The sequence below is a fragment of the Georgenia sp. Z1344 genome (assembly GCF_049856295.1).
Lineage (GTDB): Bacteria > Actinomycetota > Actinomycetes > Actinomycetales > Actinomycetaceae > JB111.
On sequence record NZ_JBNDMZ010000006.1, the window covers coordinates 195,756 to 212,634 of the forward strand.

16 protein-coding genes, 1 tRNA gene and 1 pseudogene are annotated in these 16,879 nt (G+C 75.2%); 8 read left to right on the forward strand and 10 right to left on the reverse strand.

The genetic code is table 11. From position 1 onward, the window contains the following. Positions 1–216: 216 nt before the first annotated feature. Together ACPYO6_RS08460 and ACPYO6_RS08465 are read left to right on the forward strand one after the other, a co-directional pair. Positions 217–1,095 (forward strand): DsbA family protein, encoded by an 879-nt coding sequence (locus tag ACPYO6_RS08460; protein WP_425714416.1) that lies wholly within the window; start codon positions 217–219, stop codon positions 1,093–1,095. A 45-nt stretch (positions 1,096–1,140) separates the two neighbouring features. Continuing rightward, positions 1,141–1,216, forward strand: a tRNA-Thr gene (locus tag ACPYO6_RS08465). Here ACPYO6_RS08465 and ACPYO6_RS08470 read toward each other — a convergent pair. From ACPYO6_RS08470 to ACPYO6_RS08490, 5 genes and pseudogenes are all read right to left on the reverse strand, one after another. Next, positions 1,209–2,846: pseudogene (locus ACPYO6_RS08470) on the reverse strand (ABC-F family ATP-binding cassette domain-containing protein); the annotation flags it as partial. The gene ACPYO6_RS08465 and the pseudogene ACPYO6_RS08470 overlap by 8 nt on opposite strands. Before the next feature lie 239 nt (positions 2,847–3,085). After that, the gene (locus tag ACPYO6_RS08475; RefSeq protein WP_425714417.1) at positions 3,086–3,763 is read right to left on the reverse strand and encodes a uracil-DNA glycosylase; all 678 of its coding nucleotides are present in this window, start codon (positions 3,761–3,763) and stop codon (positions 3,086–3,088) included. A 10-nt stretch (positions 3,764–3,773) separates the two neighbouring features. Then, on the reverse strand, positions 3,774–4,397 hold the full coding sequence (locus ACPYO6_RS08480; RefSeq protein WP_425714418.1) for an AbrB family transcriptional regulator: 624 nt from the start codon (positions 4,395–4,397) through the stop codon (positions 3,774–3,776). Beyond that, entirely contained in the window at positions 4,394–4,924 is a 531-nt protein-coding gene (locus ACPYO6_RS08485) for an AbrB family transcriptional regulator (protein WP_425714419.1), read from the reverse strand. The genes ACPYO6_RS08480 and ACPYO6_RS08485 overlap by 4 nt, the downstream gene beginning before the upstream one ends. Then, positions 4,921–5,892 (reverse strand): NAD(P)-dependent oxidoreductase, encoded by a 972-nt coding sequence (locus tag ACPYO6_RS08490; protein WP_425714420.1) that lies wholly within the window; start codon positions 5,890–5,892, stop codon positions 4,921–4,923. Before ACPYO6_RS08490 ends, ACPYO6_RS08485 begins: the two co-directional genes overlap by 4 nt. Before the next feature lie 414 nt (positions 5,893–6,306). On the opposite strand from ACPYO6_RS08490, the gene ACPYO6_RS08495 reads away from it, so the two are divergent. The 3 genes from ACPYO6_RS08495 (at position 6,307) to ACPYO6_RS08505 (ending at position 7,617) form a co-directional block, all read left to right on the forward strand. Further along, entirely contained in the window at positions 6,307–6,606 is a 300-nt protein-coding gene (locus ACPYO6_RS08495; protein WP_425714421.1) for a DUF3263 domain-containing protein, read from the forward strand. Between the two features lie 67 nt (positions 6,607–6,673). Continuing rightward, a complete protein-coding gene (locus ACPYO6_RS08500) occupies positions 6,674–7,300 on the forward strand; it encodes a LytR C-terminal domain-containing protein (protein ID WP_425714422.1) in 627 nt (208 codons plus the stop codon). Between the two features lie 137 nt (positions 7,301–7,437). Then, complete coding sequence (locus ACPYO6_RS08505; protein ID WP_425714423.1) at positions 7,438–7,617, forward strand: DUF5302 domain-containing protein; 180 nt, start codon at positions 7,438–7,440, stop codon at positions 7,615–7,617. Between the two features lie 39 nt (positions 7,618–7,656). Here the strand turns inward: ACPYO6_RS08505 and ACPYO6_RS08510 are convergent, their stop codons facing one another. Next, entirely contained in the window at positions 7,657–9,270 is a 1,614-nt protein-coding gene (locus ACPYO6_RS08510; RefSeq protein WP_425714424.1) for a glycoside hydrolase family 15, read from the reverse strand. A gap of 227 nt (positions 9,271–9,497) precedes the next feature. Between ACPYO6_RS08510 and groL the strand changes: the two genes are divergently transcribed. Further along, positions 9,498–11,123, forward strand: a complete 1,626-nt coding sequence (gene groL / locus ACPYO6_RS08515) for a chaperonin GroEL (RefSeq protein WP_425714425.1) — start codon at positions 9,498–9,500, stop codon at positions 11,121–11,123. Positions 11,124–11,279: 156 nt separating this feature from the next. Here groL and ACPYO6_RS08520 read toward each other — a convergent pair whose 3' ends face one another. Further along, positions 11,280–12,041, reverse strand: coding sequence for a hypothetical protein (locus tag ACPYO6_RS08520; protein ID WP_425714426.1), 762 nt, complete (start codon positions 12,039–12,041; stop codon positions 11,280–11,282). A gap of 101 nt (positions 12,042–12,142) precedes the next feature. On the opposite strand from ACPYO6_RS08520, the gene ACPYO6_RS08525 reads away from it, so the two are divergent. Further along, positions 12,143–12,550 carry a universal stress protein gene (locus ACPYO6_RS08525; protein WP_425714427.1) on the forward strand — a complete coding sequence of 136 codons (408 nt, stop codon included), beginning with the start codon at positions 12,143–12,145 and terminating at the stop codon, positions 12,548–12,550. A 52-nt stretch (positions 12,551–12,602) separates the two neighbouring features. Then, a complete protein-coding gene (locus tag ACPYO6_RS08530; protein WP_425714428.1) occupies positions 12,603–13,913 on the forward strand; it encodes an MFS transporter in 1,311 nt (436 codons plus the stop codon). A gap of 133 nt (positions 13,914–14,046) precedes the next feature. Here the strand turns inward: ACPYO6_RS08530 and ACPYO6_RS08535 are convergent, their stop codons facing one another. The 3 genes from ACPYO6_RS08535 to ACPYO6_RS08545 all read right to left on the reverse strand — a co-directional run bounded on the left by ACPYO6_RS08535 (position 14,047) and on the right by ACPYO6_RS08545 (position 16,851). Further along, complete coding sequence (locus ACPYO6_RS08535) at positions 14,047–14,997, reverse strand: DUF4031 domain-containing protein (RefSeq protein WP_425714429.1); 951 nt, start codon at positions 14,995–14,997, stop codon at positions 14,047–14,049. A gap of 57 nt (positions 14,998–15,054) precedes the next feature. Next, complete coding sequence (locus ACPYO6_RS08540; RefSeq protein ID WP_425714430.1) at positions 15,055–15,345, reverse strand: WXG100 family type VII secretion target; 291 nt, start codon at positions 15,343–15,345, stop codon at positions 15,055–15,057. A 243-nt stretch (positions 15,346–15,588) separates the two neighbouring features. Beyond that, on the reverse strand, positions 15,589–16,851 hold the full coding sequence (locus tag ACPYO6_RS08545) for an HD domain-containing protein (protein ID WP_425714431.1): 1,263 nt from the start codon (positions 16,849–16,851) through the stop codon (positions 15,589–15,591). Positions 16,852–16,879 lie beyond the last annotated feature (28 nt).

Sequence of the window (16,879 nt, forward strand, 5' to 3'; positions counted from 1 at the left end):
CGTCCTCCGGGGGCGCGTCGCCGTCGGACCGTGACTCCTCGCCGGCTCGCCCGCGGTCGTTCCCCGGACCTTCCCCCGCCCCCACCCGGCTGAGACACCGGCCACGTTCATCCGTCCGCGTGGTCGACGCCGCCCCGCCGCGCGACGCCCGCGTCGTAGTGTGGGGGCGCCTCCGGCCTGTCGCGGGAGGTCACGGCACGACGGAGGACTTCACCCATGGCCAACAAGGACCGGCTCACCGCCAACGAGCGACGCGAGGCAGCCCGCGAGCGCGCCCGCAAGCTCAAGGCCGAGCAGCAGCGTCGGGCCCGTCGGAACCGCATCCTCACGATCGCGGCCGTGGTCGCGGGTGCCGTGCTCGTCGTCGGCGTCATCGGCTACATCATCTGGCAGGGGACGAAGTCCCCCCTCGACGAGTACGCCGGCCCCGTGCCGGAGAACGTCGAGGAGGACGGCGCGATCATGGTCGGCCAGGACGGTGTGGCCGGCTCCACGACCGACGGCGCGCCGGTCGTCGACGTCTACGCCGACCACACGTGCTCCTACTGCGCGAACTTCGAGGAGGCCAACGGCGAGGGCCTGCAGATGCTCGTGGCCGAGGGCGAGGCCCAGGCGGCGCTGCGCCCGGTGGGTCTGCTCGACCGCTCGGGCGACTACTCGGACTACTCCGGCCGCGGTGTCGAGGCGATGTACGTGGTCGCCGACGGTGCGCCCGAGTACATCTTCGAGGCCAACGACGCCCTGTTCGACCTGTGGCTCTCCAGCCTCGAGGCCACCCAGTCCACGGGCCAGGAGCCCACGGACGAGCAGATCATCGCCGCGCTCGAGGGCGTCGGCGTCCCCTCCGACGTCGCGTCGAGCATCACCGACGACGAGTTCGCCGAGTACGTGGCCGCGGCAACCGAGCAGGCCGTCGCCGACGGGGTCGAGGGCACGCCCACGATCCTCATCGACGGCGACGAGTTCACCGAGGGCCGGTACACGCCGGGCGGCCTCTACCTCGAGGTCACCGGCAACGAGCAGCCCGCCGCCGAGACGCCGAGCGATGCGCCGGCCGAGTCGCCGAGCGGTGAGAGCCCGACCGTCTCCCCCTGACACCTCGCGTACCCTCGGCGCAGGCCCGGCTCCGGCCGGGCCTGCGCCGACTTAGCTCAGCTGGTAGAGCTCCCGCCTTGTAAGCGGACGGTCGCGGGTTCGAGTCCCGCAGTCGGCTCCAGGGCCAGCCGCGGCCAGTGCGCGACGTCGCGGAGCAGCTGCCGGTCGTGCGTCGCCACGACGACCGCCGCCTCCGTGCCCTCGAGCGCCTCGGTCAGCTCCTCGACGAGCGCGATCGACAGGTGGTTCGTCGGCTCGTCGAGCAGGAGGACGTGCGGCCGCGAGGCCAGCGCCAGCGCGAGGTCGAGCCGGCGCTGTTGGCCCATCGACAGGTCGCCGACGGGCTTGCGCTGCTCGGCGGCGCGCAGCAGACCCAGGCTCGACAGGCCGACCACCAGGCTCTCCGGCAGCACGCCGTCGCTCACGAGTCGGCCGACATGGTCCCGGTAGACCGCGTGCGCGGATCGCCGGCCCGGGCGCGGCGACTCCTGCCCGAGCAGCTCGACCCGGGCCCGTCGGGCGGGGCGGGCGGTGCCCGACGTCGGCTCGAGGCGTCCCGCGAGGACGGCGAGCAGGGTGGACTTGCCCGCCCCGTTGGGCCCCGTGACGACGAGCCGGCCACCCGAGGGGACGTCGAGGGTGACGGGCCGGTCGAGGCGCCCGTCGACGGTGACCTCGTCGGCGCGGAGCATCGTCACGCCGGACCGCCCCCGCAGCTCGGGAAGCGAGAGTCGCAGGGGCGGCTCGGGCACCGAGAGCGCCTGCGCGTCGAGGGCCTCCTGCCGCCGGTGCACCGAGGCGACCAGCCCGGGCGCACGCGACTGTCGCTGGTGCTTGCCCGTGCCCTTGTCCGGCCGCCAGCCCGTGACGAGGCGGTCCTGCGCGGCCGCGAGGTCCTGCTCCAGCTGTGCACGGGTGGCCCGCTCGGCCTCGAAGTCGGCGACCCAGCGCTCGTACTGGGCCCGGCGGCCCTCCTGGTAGCCGGCGAACCCGTCGCCGTAGACGGTGGGGCGGCCGTCCGGGCTCGGGTCGAGGTCGAGGATCGTCGTCGCGACGTCGGTGAGCAGTGCCCGGTCGTGGCTGACGAGCACCACACCGCCCGCATGGCCGCGCAGGGACTCGGTGAGGTGGTCGAGGCCGGCGGCGTCGAGGTGGTTGGTCGGCTCGTCGAGCAGCAGGAAGTCGTGCTCCGCTCCGAGGAGTGCGGCCAGGCGTACCCGGTAGCGCTGCCCGACCGACAGCTCGGCGAGGGGCCGTGCGCGGTCGGTGACGGCGCTGAGGCGCTCGAGCGCGACGTCGACCCGGCGGTCCGCGTCCCAGGCGTCCAGCAGGGTCGCGGTCTCGAGGGCGGTGGCGTAGCGCGTGTCGGCGCCGCTCACACCGTCGGCGAGCTCCGCCGCAGCCGAGTCGAGCTCGGCGAGCGCGCGCCGGGAGTCGGCAAGCTCGTCGTCGACGAGGTCGCCGACCGTTCGCCCGTCGTCGGAGGGCATCTCCTGCTCGGCGACGCCGATCGTGCCTGTCCGCACGACCGTGCCGGTGTCGGGCGTGAGGTCGCCGACGAGGACGTGCAGGAGGGTCGACTTGCCCCGGCCGTTCTCGCCGACGATCCCCCAGCGGGAGCGGGGCGTGACCGCGAGGTCGACCCCGGTGAGGACGGGGTGACCGCCGCGGGCCAGGGTGACGTCGGTGGCGGCGAGCTGCGCATGGTCACGCGCGGGCAGGGTCGGTCGCAAGGGTGGGGTGAGAGTCATCAGGTCCTCCGGACGGAGGCGCGTGCGGCGCTCCGTCTCACGGGTGCCGGCCGCAGGGCCGGTCAGCGGGTGGGGTCCGTTCGGCCGACCCGCGGGCCGCAGGGGCGGGCGGGTCGGGGACGGGGTCCCTCAGAGGAAGAGGAGCTGATGTGCCACGGCACCCATCGTAGGTGCCGCGCGCGGCGCGTGCCGGTGATTTTCGCTGACGGGCGACGGGCGGACGGGTGCGGGGCCGAGGTCTACGGCAGCCGCCAGTCGATCGGCTCCGCCCCGGCGGCGACCAGGAGCTCGTTCGTCCGCGAGTAGGGGCGCGACCCGAAGAACCCGCGGTAGGCGGACAGCGGCGACGGGTGCGGGGACGCGACCACGGGCGTGTCGCCGAGCATCGGCCGGAGCGTGCCGGCGTCGCGCCCCCAGAGGATCGCCACGAGCGGCTGGTCGCGGCGGACGAGCACCTTGATCGCGTGCTCGGTGACGGCCTCCCAGCCCCAGCCCCGGTGCGAGCCCGCGGCGCCGGGTCGGACGGTGAGGACGCGGTTGAGGAGCATGACCCCGCGCTCGGCCCAGGGGCTGAGGTCGCCGGTCGAGGGGGTGGGGGCCCCGACGTCGTCGGCCAGCTCTGTGAACATGTTCCGCAGGGACTTCGGCACGGGCCGCACGTCGGGCGCGACCGAGAAGCTGAGCCCGATCGGGTGCCCCGGCGTGGGGTAGGGGTCCTGGCCCACGACGAGCACGCGCACGTCCGCCAGCGGGTAGGTGAACGCTCGCAGGACGTTCTCCGCCGGCGGGAGGTACGTGCGGCCGGCGGCGAGCTCGCCGCGCAGCTTGTCGCCGAGGGCGGCGATCTGCGGGGCGACGGGCTCCATCGCGGCGGCCCAGCCGGGATCCATCAGCTCGGTCAACGGGCGGGTCGGCATACCGGCGAGGCTAGTCGGGGACCGGGTCGGCGGCTGGGCCGCGTCCCGTGGCCGGACCGGGTCCGGTGTCCGAGCCCGGGGGCGGGTCGGCGTCCGGGCCGGTGGCCGGAGCGGGACCCGCCGCGCCGCCGCTCCCGCCGAGATACCGGGCGAAGCGGACGAGCAGCGGCAGCGTCCACATGACGACGAGCAGGCGCACGAGGTGCATGCCGGCGACGACCGCGCTGTCGACCTCGAGGGAGATCACGGCCGCCACCATCTCCCCGACCCCGCCGGGAACCATGCCGAGGACGGCCTCGGCCGGAGGGAGCAGGCCGAGCCCGTGCAGGGCGAACCCGAGGCCGACGCCGAGGCCGACCACGAGGACGACCGCGATGACGCCCGGGGTCAGCAGCCGGGCGAACTCCTTGAAGATCTCGGGGCCGATCGTGGCCCCGATCGCCGCCCCGACGAGCACCTGCGCGACCGGTGACATGGGGGCGGGCATGACGGTGGTGCCGCCGATGACGAGGTGGGCGGCCGCGGCGCCGACGACCCCGCCAGAGATCGGCCACATGGGGACGCGCAGGAGGCGGAAAAGCGCGGCCACCGCCACGCCGCCGCCGAGGATGGCGAGGACCTCGAGCCAGTTCATCGGGTGGAGAGGTAGGCGACGAGCAGCGGGAGCGCCACGAGCACGATGACCATGACGCGGACGGTGTGGATCGCGACGACCACCGACGTGCGTGCGCCCCAGTCCATCGACACGGCGACGATCTCGCTCAGCCCGCCCGGAGCGGTGGCGAGGACCGCCGTCATCGCATCGACCTTGTAGCGGCGCACGAGGAGGAGCGCGAGCAGGACGTTGAGGAGCAGGAGGAGGGCCACCGAGGCGAGCACGGGGAGCGCGATGCGCGCGAGCACGGACAGGGCGTGTGGCTCGAGCCGCACCCCGGTCAGGCACCCGATAAGGACGAACCCGACGACGCGGAACCCGCGCGGCATCGTCACCGCCGACGTCCCCGGGATCGCCCGGTTGGCGAGCGCGGCACCGATGACCGAGCCGAGGAGGATCCCGGCCGGTACGCCGAGAAGGTCGAGCAGGGCCGCCCCCGCCGCCGCCCCGGCGAGGACGCGCGCGATGCCGCCGAGGGATGCGAGCCGCCCGCGCCCGTCCGTCACAGGCCAGCAGCCCCGGGGTTGACCTCGTCGTCGGACAGGGTGCCGTCGAGGTGTGCCTCGAGCTGGTCGGCCGCGATCGTCGCGAACTCGTCGAGGACCTCCTCGACAGTCCACCCGATGTGTGGCGTGATGAGGGCGTTCGGCAGGGTCCGCAGGGGAGAGTCGGGGGCCAGCGGCTCGTCCGCGAACACGTCGAGCCCCGCAGCTGCGAGCGGTCCGGAGCGCAGCGCCTCGACGAGCGCAGGCTCGTCGACGATCGCCCCGCGCGAGGTGTTGACGAGGACCGAGCCCTCGCGCATCGACGCCAGCTCGGTCGCCCCGAGCAGCCCGCGCACCTCGTCGGAGAGGCGCAGATGGATGCTGACGACGTCGCAGGCGGGCAGGAGCTCGTCGAGCGGGACCCGCGGGATGTCGGGGTTGGGGCTCGTCGCGCCGGGGCGGGCCCAGCCGACGACGTCCATCCTGAAGGCCTCGGCGATCCGGGCGACGTTCGCTCCGTGCCGCCCGGTGCCGAGCAGCCCGAGGCGGCGCCCCGCCAGCGTGCGGCCGGTCAGCGCCGGCCACCCGCCCGCGCTCATCTCGCGCACCGCGGTGGGTAAGTGCCGCAGCGCGCCGATCATCAGGGCGAACGTCAGCTCGGGCACCGCCGCGCGGGGGCCGTGCGCGCGCCGGCCGTGGGTGACGACGATCCCGCGCTCGCGCGCGGCCCCGAGATCGACGTGGTACGCGTGCCCGCCGGACTGCAGGAGAACCTTGAGCGACGGGAGCCGGTCGAGCGCGGCGGCGTCGAACCGGGTGCGCTCGCGCACGGCCATGACGTACTCGACGTCTGCCAGGTCCGCGTCGGGGACCTCGGCGAGCGGGCGATCGAGCACGGTGACGTCGGCGCGGGTCCGCATGCGCGCGATGCCCTCGGAGCGGGCGAGGAGGCCCTCCCAGTCGTCGAGGACGACGACGCGCGGGCTCATGCGGTCGCTGCCGCGACCGGCGCGCCGACCTGGGCGGAGGGGTCGACGGCGGCGGTCGCGTCGGCGATCGGGGACAGCGAGATGCCGCCGCTCGACGACGAGGGTGTGTACCGGGTGACGATGGACGAGTACCTCGAGAACGTCGACGCGGACACGGAGATCTGGCTGTCGTTGTTCGACTACACGAGCTGACCTCGATCCAGGAGAGCAGGCGACCGCCCGGGCACGGCACCAGCCGTGCCCGGGCGGTTCGCGTCCCCGCGGAGTCAGGTCGGTACCCGACGTCGGCCAGACCCGTGCCGAGCACCACCGCGCGGTGAATGACAACGCTGTCGTTCTGCCCCTACCATGGCCATCGCGAGACCCCCGCCGGCCGATGCCGACGGGCCGACCAGGACGGACGAGGAGCGTGGCATGTCGGCAGCGGTACCCGAGGCCGGATCGGGCACGGGGCGCGCCGCGGCGGACGGCCTCACCGAGGTCGAGGCCGGCGTGCTCGACGTCGAGCGGCGCTGGTGGCGCTACTCCGGCGTCAAGGAGACGGCGATCCGGGAGCGGCTCGGCATGAGCGGGACCCGGTACTACCAGATCCTCAACCAGCTCCTCGACTCCGAGGCTGCGCTCGCCCAGGACCCCATGCTCGTCAAGCGGCTCCGCCGGCTCCGGTCCGAGCGGCACCGCGAGCGCAGCGTGCGCCGGCTGCAGCTGCCCTGAGAGACGGGTCCGTGTCCCCTGAGCGAGGGTCCGTGACTGCCCGCCGTCGCCGGGTAGCGTGACCCGCGTGAGCGCTCCTGACCAGTACCCCGAGGACGAGTTCGACCGGGCCGCGCGCGAGCGTGCGGCCCACGGCTCGCACCGCGAGCGCGCGCGTCGCGCCTCCATGCTCCCGCTCATCGCGGTCCTCGCCGCCCTCGTGGTGGTCGTGTGGGTGGCCGCGCTGCTCATCGGCGGGGGCGACGACGAGACCGCGACCGAGCCCGGCCCGGCCCCGAGCCAGGGACCGGTCGAGAGCCCCTCCGAGGAGGGCGGCGGCGAAGCACCGTCGGACGGCGGGGGAGAGGCCCCCTCCGAGGGTGGCGGCGAGTCTCCGTCCGAGGGCGGCGAGGACGCACCTGCGGGCGACGTCGACCTCGCGACCGACGTCCAGGTCCTCAACGGCGCCCGCGTGGCCGGTATCGCGGGCCGCACGGCCGAGACGCTCGGCGCGGCCGGCTTCACCAACGTGACGGCCGACAACATCGGCGACGGCCCGCCCGAGACGTCCACCGTCTTCTACGCGGACCCCGCGGACGAGGCCACGGCGCAGGAGGTCGCGGACGCCCTGGGCATCGAGGCCGTCGAGGAGGACGCCGAGCAGGCCGCGGCGGCGTCCGTCGTCGTCGTGCTCCGTCCCGACTTCCAGGAGTAACCGCCTCCCGGACCGGCCGCGCGCCGGGCCCGCGCCGGCCCCGACCTCCTCAATTCGCTGGCCGCCCCTGCGACCTTCGCGCAGGATGGGTGACCCGGTCCGCGGAGCCGGACCGTCGAGGAGCGAGAGGAGGCGTCATGTCTGACAGCGAGACTCAGCCGACCGCCGAGGACGTCAAGGCGAAGATGCGCGAGGCGCTCGAGCGGAAGAAGGCTCGGGGCACCGCGGCCCACGGTGACGGCGGCCACGGCGAGGGCAAGGCGCATGACGTCGCCGCGCCCGACCTCAAGCGCACGTTCCGACGCAAGTCGGGCTGAGCCGGGGCTGCGGCCGTCCACGGGCGGCCGCAGCTCACCTCAGTCGGCCGATCCCTGCCCCTCGGCGGTCGGGATCTCCGCCGGCAGCTGACCGGCCTCCTCGAGGGCGAGGACGGCGAGCACCACGTTCGCGGCGGACCACGCGAGCGGCGCGACCGCGGCGGGCGACCCGTCGGCGAGGACCTTCTCCGGGATCGCACCCGAGGCCGTGCGATGGGCCTCGACCCACGCGAGCCGACGCACGGCGTCGTCGGGCCGATCGTTGACCGCCGCGACCCACGCGTACAGGCTCGTCTGCGGGGTCCACGAGATGCCGTCCCGCCGCCAGCTGCTGCCCGGCGCCAGCCCGCCCGCGGGCCGTGCCATCTCGCCCGCGGACACGAGCCACGCGGCCTCGGCCCCCGCCGGAGGTGCCTCGGTGAACGGCGGGAGCAGGAACGACGTCGAGGCGTCCCGGCCCGACACCCCGCGAACCGCCGCAGTCGGGTCCCACGAGGCGTACCGCGTCCAGCCGCGCACGCCGTACGACGCCTCGAGCGCCTGGCCGAGCGCGTCCGCACGCCCTCGCGCCCGGTCGGCGAGCTCGTCCTCTCCGAGCGCCTCGAGCAGGGCGGGCGCGGCCTGCAGCCCCGCCCACTGGGGCGCGACGGCGCCGAGCGGCAGCCGGTCCTCGGGGATCTCCCAGTAGTCCGACGTGGGCTCCGGGAGCGGGCTCGGTCCGTCGGTCGCGGCGAGCACCGCGGTGACCGAGTGCTCGATCATCGGTGCGAGCGCCTCGAGGACCGCAGCGCAGTCCGGGGGATCGCCGGTCCCGGCGTCGGCGTCGGCGCCGGCACCGTCGTCGGTCCCGGCCTCCTCGCCCCCGCCGGCCGCCTGCTCCTCGCAGGCCTCGACGGTGAGCCCGGCGGACCACAGGAGCCACCCGGGGCCGTCGCCCTGGGGCGGCCGGTCGTCCGGCGTCCCGGACAGGTCGGGCAGGTAGCGGGGCGCGAGCAGCCCGTCGTCGGCCTGGGCCTCCCCGACGGCGACGAGCGCGTCCGCCGCGTCCTCGACGTGCCCGGTCCGGGCGAGCGCGACGGCGACGAACGCGGTGTCGCGCGGCCACACGTACTGCCACCGCGGATGCCAGGCGGCCAGCACCACGCGCTCGTCGGTGTCCGCGACCGGTCCGGACGTGCCGCGGCCGCCCTGGAGCGCGTGCAGGTCGAGCAGGGCGCCCGCGACCAGCTCCTCCCACTGCGTGCCGTCGCCGGGGACGATCCCGTCCGCGAGCCACCGCCGCTCGCGCGCCGCCTGGAGGCGGGCGGCCGGGAGGTCGGTGGCCCTCTCCGGCACCACCACGCGCGACCCGGGCAGGTACTCGGCGTCCCGCCCCGCGGGCAACGAGCGCACGAGGCCGTCCGCCCCGGTGCCGAGGCCGTCCTGGTAGAGCGCGATGTAGGCCGACGTGCCCCCGCGCTGACCCTGCACCACGTTCGCGCCCGTGACGAGCGCGAGCGAGACGAAGGCGAGCACCGCAGCGATCGCCACCCGGGTCCGGGTGCGGGTGCGGCGGCGTGCGGGGCGCGTGGCGTCGGAGCTGCGCCCGGTGCCGTGGTCCCGCCCGGTGCCTGTCTCCGCACCCTGCGGAGCGGTCGGTCGGTCGGCGGCCACCGGGGCACCCTACGTGCGCCGCTCGCGCGGCGGGGCCACGCCCCGGTCTCCTTGCACTCGACCATCGAGAGTGCCAGACTCGGAGTTAGCACTCTCGACCCGAGAGTGACAATCCACCGGCCCGGTGAGGCCGTCCGCCGACGCGGGACATGAGCGCGTCGCGCGGCGGTCGTCCGTCGCGGGCACCTCGGCCGGAACGCCACCACACCGTGGAGGAACACACCAGCATGGCCAAGAGCATCGCTTTCGACGAGGAGGCCCGGCGCGGGATGGAGCGTGGGCTCAACGTCCTCGCCGACACCGTCAAGGTCACCCTCGGCCCCAAGGGCCGCAACGTCGTCCTCGAGAAGAAGTGGGGCGCCCCCACGATCACGAACGACGGCGTCTCGATCGCCAAGGAGATCGAGCTCGAGGAGCCGTACGAGAAGATCGGCGCCGAGCTCGTCAAGGAGGTCGCCAAGAAGACGGACGACGTCGCGGGTGACGGCACCACCACCGCCACCGTGCTCGCCCAGGCGCTCGTGCGCGAGGGCCTGCGCAACGTCGCCGCCGGCGCCAACCCGATCGCGCTGCGCCGCGGCATCGAGAAGGCCGTCGAGGTCGTCGTCGAGCGCCTCTTCGCCGACGCCAAGGAGATCGAGACCAAGGAGCAGATCGCCGCGACCGCCGCGATCTCCGCCGGCGACCCGGCCATCGGCGAGCTCATCGCCGAGGCCCTGGACAAGGTCGGCAAGGAGGGTGTCGTCACCGTCGAGGAGTCGAACACCTTCGGCCTCGAGCTCGAGCTGACCGAGGGCATGCGCTTCGACAAGGGCTTCCTCTCGCCCTACTTCGTCACCGACGCGGACCGCCAGGAGGTCGTCCTCGAGGACGCCTACGTGCTGCTCGTCGAGTCGAAGGTCTCCAGCGTCAAGGACCTGCTCCCGCTGCTCGAGAAGGTCATCCAGTCGGGCAAGCCGCTGGCGATCATCGCCGAGGACGTCGAGGGCGAGGCGCTCACCACGCTCGTTCTCAACAAGATCCGTGGCACGTTCAAGTCCGCCGCCGTCAAGGCGCCCGGCTTCGGCGACCGCCGCAAGGCGATGCTGCAGGACATGGCCATCCTCACGGGCGGCCAGGTCATCTCCGAGACCGTCGGCCTCACGCTCGAGAGCGCGGACCTCGACGTCCTCGGTCGCGCCCGCAAGGTCGTCATGACCAAGGACGAGACCACGATCGTCGAGGGCGCCGGCGAGGCGGACCTCATCGAGGGTCGCGTCCAGCAGATCCGCGGCGAGATCGAGAACTCGGACTCGGACTACGACCGCGAGAAGCTCCAGGAGCGTCTCGCCAAGCTCGCCGGCGGTGTCGCCGTCATCAAGGCGGGCGCGGCCACCGAGGTCGAGCTCAAGGAGCGCAAGCACCGCATCGAGGACGCCGTCCGCAACGCGAAGGCTGCCGTCGAGGAGGGCATCGTCGCCGGTGGTGGCGTCGCGCTCATCCAGGCGGCCACCGCGCTCGAGTCGCTCGCGCTCGAGGGTGACGAGGCCACCGGTGCGAACATCGTCCGCACCGCGGTCGACGCCCCGCTCAAGCAGATCGCGGTCAACGCCGGCCTCGAGGGCGGCGTCGTGGCGGAGAAGGTGCGCGGCCTCCCCGCGGGCCACGGCCTCAACGCCGCGACCGGCGACTACGAGGACCTCCTCGCCGCCGGCGTCAACGACCCGGTGAAGGTCACGCGTTCGGCGCTGCAGAACGCCGCGTCCATCGCGGGCCTGTTCCTCACGACCGAGGCGATCGTCGCCGACAAGCCGGAGAAGGCCGCCCCGGCCGTCCCGGGCGGCGACGACATGGGTGGCATGGGCGGCTTCTGATCCGCTGAGCCCACCCGGGCAGCACGTCGACGGCGGGCCGTCTCCCCTCGCGGGAGGCGGCCCGCCGTCGTCCGTCCGGGGAGTGGCCGGGACCAGGTCGTCGGGGCCGGCCGGTCAGCGCCGCCTCGTCAGGAGCAGGCAGTCAGGAGCAGCCGGTCAGGCGTCGTCCGCCAGCGCGTGGGCGGGGAGGATCTGCGCGGTGGCCGAGCACAGGACGGTGATCGGTGTCGGGTCGGCGGTGATCCCGGGGAGCGGCTCGATGTCGAGCAGGACGAGCGGATGCTCGCCGGACCCGTCGTGGTTCGGGGCCGTGCCGAGGTCCGGCCCGCTGCCGGAGGTCGTCGCGCCGCCGTCGGCGGCCGTCCCGTGCTCGATGCACACGCCCCACGAGCTCGGCGTGCGCGATCCGTCGGCGAGCTCGAGGGGGAGCGGCGCGAACGCCCGGCCCACGTACGTCTCGCCGGGGGCGAGCACGATGCCGCGGGCGTTGAGCGGGACGACGGTCTGCGGCGCGGCCCGGCTCGTCAGCCAGGCCACCCCGCCCTCGACCTCGACCGCGGACGGGATCGCGGCCGGGTCGGAGGCAAGGTCCTCGGCGGTCGGGTTCGCGGTGCCGATGCCGCGGACGAGCAGCATGTCGGCCGCGCCGGTGTTCGTCACCTCGTAGACCGCCTCGAGCGACGGCTGCGCCGGGTCCGCTGCCGCGCCCGTCGTGTCGAGCTCGACCGTGAGGGAGAGCCCGTCCGCCGCGGTGGAGCGGGTGACGCCGTCGGCGTCGTCGGCGTCGGGAGTCTCGACGGGGACCTCCTCGCCGGCGGTCCCGGCGGGCCCGACCGGGGCGTCGTCGGCGCACGAGGCCAGGCCGAGGGCGAGCAGACCTGCCGCGACGGCGACGGCAGGACGGGGGCGCAGGCTCATCGGCCCAGCGTGGCAGAGATCGGCGGCGCACGGAGGCGGTCGGAGCGTTCGTATGATGCGACCGGGCCGCCGGTCGGCGGCCGCGACCGAGAGGATGTCCCGTGTCGATCGTCGTGGGCTACGTGCCGACGCCCGAGGGGCGCTCCGCCCTGCGTCGGGCCGCCGAGGAGGCCCGGGTCCGCGGTGCCAAGCTGCTCGTCGTCAGCTCCCAGCACGGCGGTCGCACGTGGGACCCCGCGGAGGCCGCCCGCTTCGAGGACGACCTCGACCGCGTGCGCGCCGACCTCGAGGCGGCGGGCGTCGAGCACGAGGTGCGCACGCTCGTGCGGGGGTACGACCCCTCCGACGACCTCGTCGAGGTGGCTCGCGCGGAGGACGCCCACATGATCGTCATCGGGCTGCGCCGGCGCTCCCAGGTCAGCAAGCTCATCCTCGGCTCGAACGCCCAGCAGATCCTCATGAAGGCCGACGTCCCGGTCCTGGCCGTCAAGGGCGCGCCGGAGCCGTGACGGGCCCGACCTCCGACCGCCGCGCGCCGGCGGACCGGCCGAGGTGCGCCGGGTGAGCGCACCGACCGGCCCGTCCCGCCGCCTCCCGCGCGGCGCGAGCGTGGCGTTCCTCGTCGTCGCCGTCCTCGTCATCGGGCTCAACCAGCGACCGGCGATCACGGCCATCCCGCCGATCCAGGACGTCATCGCGTCCGACCTCGGCATGGGCCCGGCGGTCACCGGCGCCCTGACGTCGGTGCCGCTCGTCTGCTTCTCCCTCGTCGGCCTCGTGGTGCCCGCGCTCGTGCGCCGGCTCGGGGTGGACCGGCTCATGCTCGTCGGGCTGATCCTGCTCGGGGTCGCGGTGGCGGCCCGGCCCTGGGGCGGCGCGGTCGTGCTGTTCGCCGGGACGATCCTCGTGGGCGCCGCGATCACGATCGCCAACGTCCTCCAGCCGGTCGTCATCCGTCGGGACGTTCCCACGCGCGTCGGAACGCTCATGCCTGTCTCGACCGCCGCCCTGTCCACCGGGGCCGCCCTCGCCTCGCTCGTGGCCGTCGACCTCGAGCAGTGGCTCGGCTGGCGCGCCACGCTCGCGCTGCTCGCGGCCCCGATCGCAGTGGCCGTCCTCCTGTGGGCCGTCCGGGTGCGGGCCACCTCGGGGGAGGACGCCGACCCGGCCGGCACGACGACGACAACCGGATCGACGCCGGAACCCGAGGCGACGAAGACAACCGGATCGACGCCGGACCCCGAAGCCCTCGTGCGGCCGAGCGTGGAGACGTACCCGGAGCGACGGTCCGCGTGGGCCGAGGGGTCGAGCTGGTGGCTCGCGGCCTTCTTCGGGCTCCAGTCCACCCTGTTCTTCTCCGCGGCGGCCTGGCTGCCCTCGATCCTCGCCGATCGCGCGGAGGCGAGCCGCTCCGACGGCGGGATCGCGCTCACCGTCTACTTCCTCCTCGGCGTCGTCGGGGCGCTCGCCACCCCCGTCGTCGTGCGGCTGCTGGGGAGCTACCGCCGGGCGTCCCCCGTGCCCGGCGCGGGGTGGGCGATCGGGATGGTCGGACTGCTCGTCGCCCCGGACGCGTGGCTCGTGTGGGTGATCGTCGCCGGCGCGGGGCAGGGGATGGGCATCAGCCTCGGCCTCACCCTCGTGGCGGTGCGGCCGGTCGACGTGGTCCACGGCCGGAGCGTGTCCTCGATGGCGCAGTCGGTCGGTTACGCGATCGCCGCATTCGGCCCGGTGGTGCTCGGTCGGGTCTACGGGCTCACCGGCGACTGGGTGGCCGGCTGCCTGCTCATGCTCGGGCTGTCGATCGCCCTCGTCGTCACGGGCTTCCCCGCGTCCTCGCCCCGGCCGCTCGGCCTCCCGCGAGGGGCCTGACCGCCCGAGCGGGAACGTCCCGGTCCGCACCGGGTGCGTGGCGTGCGCGGGCGCGCGCACCGGCCGGTCTGACGTACGTCGCGGGTCGGATCCGCGGCTCCCGACCCAGCCGATCGGATCCGCGGCCCCCGACCTAGCCGGCCGGATCCGTGCTGCTCGTCCCGAGCTCGGCGATCTCGGCGGCGACGTTGACCCGGGCCCGCTCCTCCCAGCGGGCACGACCCTCGGGGGTCGAGAAGATCGGACCACCCTCGGCGAGCGCCCGCAGGACCGCGGCGCGGCCGGACGCGAAGTCCTCGTCCGGCACGTGGGCGTACTCGGCCCGGACGTCCGCGGCGTACTCGGCGTAGCGGCCCGCGGGCGCGGCGAGGATCGCCAGGTCGGCGTCGCCGAGCAGCGCGGCGTCGCGGTCGCCTCCCGCGTGCTCCGCCGTGGTCAGCACGAGCCGCGCGACCTCGTCCGCGAGCCCGGGGGAGCCGGCCGGGCCGATCGCCGGGTCGGCGAGCGCGGCGGAGGCGAGCTCGGCCGACGCCCGCTCGTCGTCCGGCGTGCGACCCCCGTGGACGGCGTCGTGGAACCAGGCCGCCAGCTCGACGGCGGGGGAGACCTCCGCGCCGTCGGCCGCCAGCTGGTCGAGGTCGAGCAGGATCCCGTCGAGGTGCCGCACGTCGTGGTACCGACGGTGCGGCTCCTGCCACCGCTCGAGAAGGTCGTCACCGAGCCCGACCCAGGCGTCGGTCGCGCCGACCCCGGCGATGCGCTCGCCGAGGCCGGCCCAGCGTGCGCGCAGGTCGGCGACGAGCCGCCGGCGCCGCTCCTCGGTGCGCCGGACGAGCGCGACCCGGAGCCCCGAGCCGGACAGGCGCCGGAGCAGGGTGCGGCGGTCCACCCGCTCGGCTCCCGCAGCGACCAGGGCGTCGAGCGCGCCGGCCGGCACGTCGTAGTGGTCGAGGTCGAACGACCTCGGCGGGAGGCGCTGGTCCCGCGCGAACGCGTGGAGCTCCTCGAGCGAGACGTCCGAGACGAGGTGCGACCACGTGGTGCCGTGGGCGGGCCACAGCGGGTCGTCCACCAGGAGGGCCATGCCCCGATGCTAGGGGGCCGTGCGGCCGGCGGGTCCGAGCCGGCCGCGCCGCCCGGCTCACACCGCGAACATGCCGTGCGCCGCAGTCTCCGCCTCGTCGTACCCGCGCGCGGCCGAGTCCAGCGCGAGCGAGATCTGGTCGAGGTTCGCCTCGACCTGCGACTGCACCGTGCGCCACTGGTCCGAGCAGGTGCCGAACGCGACCGACGCGCCACCCGTCCACGTGCTCTGCAGCGCCACGAGGTGCGCCATCATCGCGGCGACCTCGCCGCGCACCGAGCTCGCCGTGGTGCGCACCTGCGCCGCCGCAGTCGCGACCTCGCCGCTGTCGACCTGGAACCGTGCCATGACCTCCCCCGTCCCGGCCCCGCCCGGTGCGGGGCCAACGGGGGTGACGCTACGAACGCGCCGGACGTGGCGCCGCGCGCCGACGCCCCACCGGTGGACAGGGTGGTCGTGGGACGAGCTGTGGAGACGGCGTGCCGACAGATCCGTTTCGGCGTGCGCCGGACCCGCGAGTCTCGGACCGCGAGGTTCGGGCCCGCACGGCTCGGCACGGCCGGGCGCGGCTCCGTCCCGGCGCGCGGACGGTCAGCGACGCCGACGGCGGGGTGCGTCGTCGGGCCCGCGCTCCATGCCCGAGCGCGTGGTGAGGTCGTCGGGCGTCGGGGCGGACTCCTGAAGGTCCGTCGGGACGCGTCGCTCGCCCGGGCGGGCGGGCTCGGTCGGTTCGTCGCGTTCGGGCTCGGTCGGACGGACTGGCGGGGACGGCCTCGGCGGCGGGGGGAGCGGGGCACCTCCGGCTCGTGGGCGGGCGAGCAGCTCGTCCGGCCCCATCTCGAGGGTCGAGGTGAGCGGGCCGGGCCGGTCCGCGGGACGGCCGGGGCCTGGGCCTGGGCCAGGTCCGGGGCCGGGGGTGGTGCCGGGCAGCCGGTCGGCGATCGGGACCCGCGCGGGCTCCGGCTCGGCCGCGTCGGCGGGCTGCACCGGTGCGGGGCGGAACGTCCCGGGACGGTCGGCCTCGGGCCGGCGACCAGGCTGGTCCGGGTGCAGATCGTGGTCCGGGTGCACGCGCATCGGGTGCTCGGCCGCCGGACGGCCGCCGGCCTCATCCGCTGCGACGCCCGCCTCGGCCGCCGCGACGTCACCCTCCGGCCCGGATGCGCCGAGACCGTCGAGCTCCGAGCGGAGGATCTCGTGCTCCGACGTGAGGTTCTCGCGGGCCGCGTCCTCCCAGTCGGCCGCCATCGGGCTGGCGTAGATCCGCCGGCGCCCGAGCAGCGCCTCGACGATCGCCAGGCGGGCCTGGACGTAGTGGCGCACGGGGATGTGCGCGTACTCGGCGCGCACGGTCTCCCGGTAGGCGCGGTACTCCTGGGGACGCTTCGCCAGCACCGCCAGGTGTGCGTCGGCGAGCGCGAGCTGGTCGATGTCCCCGCGGTCGCCCTCGTGACCGCGCAGGTGGACGACGAGCTCCGCGACCCGGTCCGCGACGTCGTCGGCCACGCCGAGCCGGCCGAGCTCCGCGCGCGCCACGTCCGCGGACGCCACCTCGTCCTCGCCGGCGGCGCGGCGGTAGGCGTGCTCCTCGGCCACCGAGAACACGACCCCGTGGTACCAGGCGGCGAGCCGTACGACGTCGGGGTGATGGGTCTCCTGCGCGAGCTCGTCGACCTTCATCAGCACGAAGGTGAGGTGCTTGACCCCGTGGTGGTGGCGGCCGGGTGCCGACCACCGGGCGAGCAGGTCCCGGGCGTGCTCCTCGAGCTCGACGGCGGGTGCGGTCGCGCCGACGGCCGCGGCGCTGCGGGCGAAGGCGGCGGGGAGCCACTGGGGAGCGTCGGTGACGCCCATGTCGTGCGCCTTCCTCCGGTCGGGGCCT